The organism is candidate division KSB1 bacterium (genome assembly GCA_022562085.1).
In the GTDB taxonomy this organism is placed as follows: Bacteria; Zhuqueibacterota; Zhuqueibacteria; order Oceanimicrobiales; family Oceanimicrobiaceae; genus Oceanimicrobium.
The window spans coordinates 1-5,838 of the sequence record JADFPY010000295.1; the positions used below are offsets into that span (position 1 = coordinate 1).

General features: G+C 43.5%; 7 protein-coding genes. All 7 read right to left on the reverse strand.

The window, feature by feature from the left end:
- On the reverse strand, positions 1-670 hold a 670-nt coding region (locus IH879_18430; GenBank protein MCH7676902.1), incomplete at its 3' end, for an LON peptidase substrate-binding domain-containing protein.
- A gap of 17 nt (positions 671-687) precedes the next feature.
- Positions 688-1,773, reverse strand: a complete 1,086-nt coding sequence (gene queG, locus IH879_18435) for a tRNA epoxyqueuosine(34) reductase QueG (protein MCH7676903.1) — start codon at positions 1,771-1,773, stop codon at positions 688-690.
- 2 nt (positions 1,774-1,775) lie between these two features.
- On the reverse strand, positions 1,776-2,081 hold the full coding sequence (locus IH879_18440; protein MCH7676904.1) for a Rieske 2Fe-2S domain-containing protein: 306 nt from the start codon (positions 2,079-2,081) through the stop codon (positions 1,776-1,778).
- A 94-nt stretch (positions 2,082-2,175) separates the two neighbouring features.
- Positions 2,176-2,673 (reverse strand): acyl-CoA thioesterase, encoded by a 498-nt coding sequence (locus IH879_18445; protein MCH7676905.1) that lies wholly within the window; start codon positions 2,671-2,673, stop codon positions 2,176-2,178.
- 179 nt (positions 2,674-2,852) lie between these two features.
- The gene (locus tag IH879_18450) at positions 2,853-3,761 is read right to left on the reverse strand and encodes an MBL fold metallo-hydrolase (protein MCH7676906.1); all 909 of its coding nucleotides are present in this window, start codon (positions 3,759-3,761) and stop codon (positions 2,853-2,855) included.
- A 486-nt stretch (positions 3,762-4,247) separates the two neighbouring features.
- Positions 4,248-5,141 (reverse strand): 2-oxoacid ferredoxin oxidoreductase, encoded by an 894-nt coding sequence (locus IH879_18455; GenBank protein MCH7676907.1) that lies wholly within the window; start codon positions 5,139-5,141, stop codon positions 4,248-4,250.
- A 45-nt stretch (positions 5,142-5,186) separates the two neighbouring features.
- Entirely contained in the window at positions 5,187-5,801 is a 615-nt protein-coding gene (locus IH879_18460) for a hypothetical protein (protein MCH7676908.1), read from the reverse strand.
- Positions 5,802-5,838: the final 37 nt, after the last annotated feature.

Below are 5,838 nucleotides of genomic sequence, written 5' to 3' on the forward strand. Positions count from 1 at the left end.
AGCTTGGGTCCTCAGGGATGTATTTTACGTTTTTAGAGATTTTTAATATTTTAAACTGTTCTTGCAGCAGTTTCTTTAAGCGATCATAACGCTGTTCTAATGTGTCGATTTGTAGAAGTTCTTGCTTTTGCTGCGTTGGAAAATCAAGAGCGCTCGTAACCTGGTTTATTACGGATTCTAAAGAATGGTTATGTAATTTATTAACTTTCTCGAGATTTTCGACACCCATTTCCCGAAGATAACTTTGCACCAGATTCAAAAAATTCTCTGCTTCATAATTTTCATTAAAATCATCATGGTCAAAAGCGATGTCTTTGAGGTATTTGACCTGAGCCATTCTATAGGGTTTCCCTTGAATGAATTTCATTATTTTCACTCGGCTTAGTCCATAAAGCAAAATGTTATATCTGCCGTCTTCTAACCTCTCAATGTGTTGAATTTTACCGACACAGGCAATTTCGTGAACGTCCGGATTATCATGGTATTGCTTTTCCCAACCCTCTTTGAGAAGCGCCATCCCGATCAAATTGTCGTTTGATTTTGAGTCCTTTGCCATCTTACGATACCGCGGTTCAAAGATATGAAGCGGCAAGAATGTTTTCGGGAAAAATACTACGTTCGGTAAAGGAAAAATCGGGATTTGGGTTGTGATTGTTTCTTTATTCCGCAATTATTTACCATAAAAGATTAAGTACACAAAGATTTTTCCATTTGAGTTTTGGCAAGAAAATTATTTTTCTCTATGCCTTGAATTTGCTCAATCGCCCACTTTGCATGCTCCTGAATTAAAGGCTCTTCGTGTTCAGATAACTCTTCTAAAACCGGTAGGAATTTGGAATCACCCGAATTTCCCATAGCCACGGCAACGTTTCTCAAAAACCCGGCGTACTTGGCTCTTTTAATGGGGCTTTTTCTGAATTTTTCTCGAAATTCTTCAATGCTTAAGCCGGCTATCTCGTCCAAATCAGGATTGAGCAAACCTTCCCGCGGTTGAAAAGCGGGCTCCTCCGTTACTGCTGCTCTCCGGTTCCATGGGCAAACATCCTGACAAATGTCGCAGCCGAAAATATTATTTCCAATTGGCTCACGCAACTCAAGGGGAATTTTATCTCGGAGCTCGATAGTCAAATAAGAAATGCAAAGGCGCGAATCCAGAACATACGGCTCCAAAATCGCGTCAGTTGGGCAAGCCTCAATGCAGCGGTTGCAACTGCCGCAACGGTCAGGCACTGTGGAATCGTAATCGAGGTCTAGGTTGGTGATAATCTCACCGAGAAAGAACCACGAGCCTTTCTGCTGATTGATGATACAGGTATTTTTGCCAAACCAGCCGATGCCGGCATATTTAGCAAAGACTCGATCTACCACAGGACCGGTGTCCACATAAAGTCGGTTGATGACTTCCTCAGAACTTTCTTCTTTGATAAAGTTGATTAATTGAAAAAGCTTTTTTTGAATGACATCGTGGTAATCATCACCCCAGGCGTAACGTGATATCCAGCCGCGGCTTGGGTCATTTTGTTCTGTCGATAGGGGGTGGGAGGTATGATAAATCATTGCGCAGACAACCACAGATTTTGCTTCAGTAACTACCTCTCTGACATCTGTTCTTTTGTCGGGATCGCGAGCTAAGTATTCCATTTTACCGGCGTAACCGGCTTCAACCCACTCCTTATAGAAGGAGAGCTCAGGCACTGGCTCTACCGGTGCGACTCCCACCAACTCGAAGCCCAGAAGTTGTGCTTTTTGTTTAATTTTTTCGGTGAGTGTCATACTTAAATCTTAAGCTGAATTGTTTCCTCTTCGATTTGCACTTGGAAACATTTTACTTTTGTATTCGGATCGACGGTATTTTCACCGGTAGTGACATCAAACTGCCAGAAATGCCAGGGACAGGTGATGATTTTTCCATCTAAGTCGCCATCGCCGAGTGGGCCGCCCTCGTGCAAACAAGTGTTGTCGGTGGCATAAAAGGTGCCCTCGACGTTGTATAAAGCCAGAGTCTTACCACTTGCCTCGACAATTTTGCATTCGCCCGGCTTGAGTTCGTCTTGATTGGCTATAGTGATGAATTCAGCCATTAAAGCTTTTCTAAGTTACTAGTTTTAAGGCGTTCAATATAGCTAAAAGAATCGTGAAGTTCAAGATATAAATACGTTCGGCGGGCTGGTATTTTTAACTTTGTTTTCGTAAAAGCGCTTTCTGCCGCATTCGAAACTCTCGCCGAATCTCAGCGCCTTTCCAGCGGCGTTTTTCATCTTGAGTTTCCGGAACGACGGGAGACACTTGCATCGGCCGCTTATTTTCATCAAGCGCGACAAAGGTCAAATAAGCGGAGCTTGTGTGCTTTCGTTCTCCTGTTCCTAGGTTTTCAGAAAACACTTTGGCGCCGCACTCCATTGAGGTTTTAAAAACGTGGTTCACCGAGGCTTTAATGATAATCAGCTCACCCACTTTGATCGGATGTCTGAAATCCAGGGAGTCCATGGCTGCGGTCACAACCGGACGCCGGCAATGCCGATGCGCTGCAACTGCGCAGGCGATGTCGATCAGGTGCATGACTTTACCGCCCAAGATATTGCCTAAGATATTGGCGTCATTTGGGAGGACGATCTCGGTCATTTCAACGTGGCTTTCAGAAACGGGTTTGCCTGTTTGTTTTTGTTCGGCCATATTGTTTTCCAAATTTAGAAATTAATAATGAAGGTTTATTTTCGCTGGATTGATGAAAGGATGGCTAAGCAATCTTTGAAAGGATTAACTAGGACTTTTAACTTTAAAATCCAACATAATTTGAGAGGTCACAGGTGTTTGATTTGAATCGAAACCTTTCAAAAGTTCAGGCCAGTAAATCAAAAACTAAATTCCACGCCTTCAGTTGCGACCATGGTATTTGGAAACAGCTCTTTGGCTTTTGCTTCCATGTCCGCAAGTTTATCATCGTCGTGAGACGGGTCATGGTGAAACAAAGCCAGCCTTTTTGCGCCTGCCTTACTTGCAACTTTTGCCGCCATATCATAAGTGCTGTGACCAAACCCCTGTTTGGAAAAGCTTTTGTCCAAATATTCTTCGGGGTCATATTGCGCATCGTGGATGAGCAGCTCGGTATCTTGCGCAAATTCAATTAACCGGGTGTCGTTGCCAACGTACCCCTCGGTATCGGTAGCATAAACAACGCTTTTGCCGTTTACTTCAATTTTAAAAAAGAAAACTCCAATTTTCGGATGAGCATAACTGCGCATGATTTTAACAACGACGTCTTGGGAGTTGTTTAGTTCATTCTGCCAAACCAAAGTCGGTTTATCTGAATTTTCTTTGAAAACGAGAGCATTGTTTTCATGCAGGTTGTGAAAGTTCATTTTCGCCTTAAACTCGTCTAGTTCAATCGGACTATACTGCGGCTCCATTGATTGGCTTAAAATTTCCTCTAAATCTTGAGAGAATACTTTGGGACCGTAGAAATTAATGATGCAGGAGGGTTGATAGGCGGGCAGAAAAAACGGAATGCCTTGCAAATGATCAAAATGGGTGTGAGAAAATAATATGGTGAGGTTTAAAGAATCTTTTGAATTCTGAAGTTCTTTTAAAAGCTGATGGCCAAGATTTACAATGCCGGTTCCGGCGTCTAAAATTATGATGTGATTGTTTGCTCTAATTTCTACGCAAGATGTGTTGCCTCCGTACCGAAGTGTCGATTTTCCGGGTACCGGGTGACTGCCCCGGACCCCCCAAAAGCGCACGAATAACTCATTTTCAGCCATAAAAAACCTTTCTGAGATGTAGTTCCCACCAAATCAAAGATGGAAAAGACCAGCATTTCGATAATACTCACAGAGATTCTGTTATGCTGAATTCAATTTAAAAAATAATTTTAAAGAAATCAAACACAAAATTTTTCAAGTTTGTCAAGTGGGGACCCCAAAAAAGCGCACGCAAAGACGTAGAACTGCAAAAACTTCATAAAGTTTTAAAATTTTTCTTTGCCTTATCTTCGCGCCTTAGCGGCTTGCGTGATATTCTTTTTACTGCTTGGGATAATGGCAAATGGAACAATTCACACTCATCTAAAATCTGAAATGCGTGACAGGGTGAGGGATATAGAACTAAGTAAACAGAATCTAAGCTTCCTTTCCGGGCTGTGTATAACAGACATGGGTTCCCTGACAAATTCAATAAGAACAACGGGTAATAGTCCTGTTCTTTATTTCTGAGAACAGGTTCCTGAAAATGGATTCCTGGTTGATCGGCTACATGGTTACCGCAAGTAACTCATCAAATAGTTCTTTCTTTATTCCAAGGGATTGGTCAATTAAGGGACCATTCAGCAGAACCGGCTCGGTATCTTCATAAGTAGGCTTTTCTATCTTGTAAATTAAGCCAATGGGAATCCGAGAGTCGAATTCCATAGCTTTTGTCATTGCCGAAGAAAAATCAGTGAGGTCACGATCTGGCTCTTCATCTTCCAGTTTGTATACACGCTCCTTAAACCAGGAATACGTGTTTAGTTTATTGTAGGTAACACACGGACTGAATACATCTATTAGTGCAAAACCCTTGTGCGCCATAGCTTGCTCGATCAATGATGTTAATTGCGCCGGCTGTCCGGAAAAACCCCGCGCAACAAAAGTGGCCCCGGCAGTGAGCGCTAAAGCAAGCGGATTAATCGGTTTTTCAACGTTGCCCCTGGGGGTCGTTTTCGTTTTGTGTCCTTCAGCAGTAGTCGGGGAAGCCTGTCCGGTTGTTAATCCATAAATTTCGTTGTCCATCACAATATAAGTCAAGTCCAGATTCCGACGCATGGTGTGGATGAAATGCCCTATGCCAATACCGTATCCGTCGCCATCGCCCCCAGTGATCACGACTTTCAAATTGTGGTTGGCTAATTTGGCGCCGGTGGCAACCGGTAGCGCTCTGCCATGCAGGCTGTGAACCGCGTAAGAATAAAAAAATCCTGGCAGGTTTGAGGAGCAACCAATCCCGGATACCAACAGCAGCTCATGAGGTTTCACGCCATTATCTGTGGTGGCTGACTTTAACGATTTCAGAACACCAAAGTCTCCGCAACCCGCACACCAATCAGGGTCTACAACTACTTCGCGCGTTTTGCTCTTTTCTTTTGTAGCGGTAAGAACAGTACTCATAATGATTTTCTCCACAATAAAATGGTTTAAAGTTCTAGTTGTTGGCTAATTTAACGGATCCCATTTGTAGGTTGAACCCGTGTCCATACCGACTGTCAGTTGGCCTTTTGACTCGCCATCTTCACGATCAACAAGTTCCAACACCCACACCGGCTCATCGTAGCCATTTTTAGTCACCTCAACGATTTGTTTAGGTCGAAGCTTGTCCCTGAGATGAACACGAATATAATGGTAGCCAATCTCACGAGCTTCTTTTTCGGTCACCCTGAGGTCGAGTGGTTCTTTATTGAGAATACCCATGACACGATTCGTGATTAACCGCGGCTCGAATGGCTCACCATCATACTTTAAAATGGTATCTGTGCAAGAAAAACCGGTCTCGGCCCGCAGGTGTCTGGCAAACTGTCCGCTGGCGTTGACTTCCACCACGATGGTTGTCTTGCATTTATCCAGAATTTCGAGCGCCTCTTTTGCGTGCAAAGGAAAAAGATACTTGAAATTCAGTTGATTTGCGGTAATGCCTTCATCTTGCAATTGTTCCAAGGCTTCCTGAATAACACCCCAGGTCGAACCCCAACTTATGAGGGTAACTTTCGCATCAGTCGGACCCTCTAGTGCCGGTGGTTCTAACTCTTTGAGAACTCCCTCCAACTTTCGCATGCGTTTTTCGTTAATTTTTCGCCGAACGGCCGCGTTC